This is a genomic window from Pseudomonas sp. 2822-15 (assembly GCF_002742515.1).
Taxonomy (GTDB): Bacteria; Pseudomonadota; Gammaproteobacteria; order Pseudomonadales; family Pseudomonadaceae; genus Aquipseudomonas; species Aquipseudomonas salomonii.
Genome location: NZ_LJRY01000086.1, coordinates 1 through 265, shown reverse-complemented (window position 1 = coordinate 265; position 265 = coordinate 1). Strand labels below are relative to the sequence as shown.

Below are 265 nucleotides of genomic sequence, written 5' to 3'. Positions count from 1 at the left end.
GCTCAAATGTACTTAAGTACGCTTTCCCCTTAATACTCCAGGAAACGCCAGCTGTCTTCGTCCCAGCGTTTTCCCACCAAGAATATCATGCTGACTATCACCAATCATCAATGTCTTCTCAGGAACTGACCCCAAAGCCTTCATCGCTTTTTCTAGTGGCTCTGGATGTGGCTTGTAGTTGTCCACTTGATCTAGCGCGACAATTACGTCAAAAAAACGGTCGATCCCCATCAACTTCATGCCTTTTAAAGCAGTTTCCTTAATC

1 protein-coding gene is annotated in these 265 nt (G+C 44.9%); it reads right to left on the bottom strand.

The window, feature by feature from the left end; translation table 11 throughout:
- Window positions 1-12: 12 nt before the first annotated feature.
- Window positions 13-265 (bottom strand): HAD-IA family hydrolase (locus AOA59_RS00495; RefSeq protein WP_218212178.1); only part of this gene is annotated, 253 nt, incomplete at its 5' end.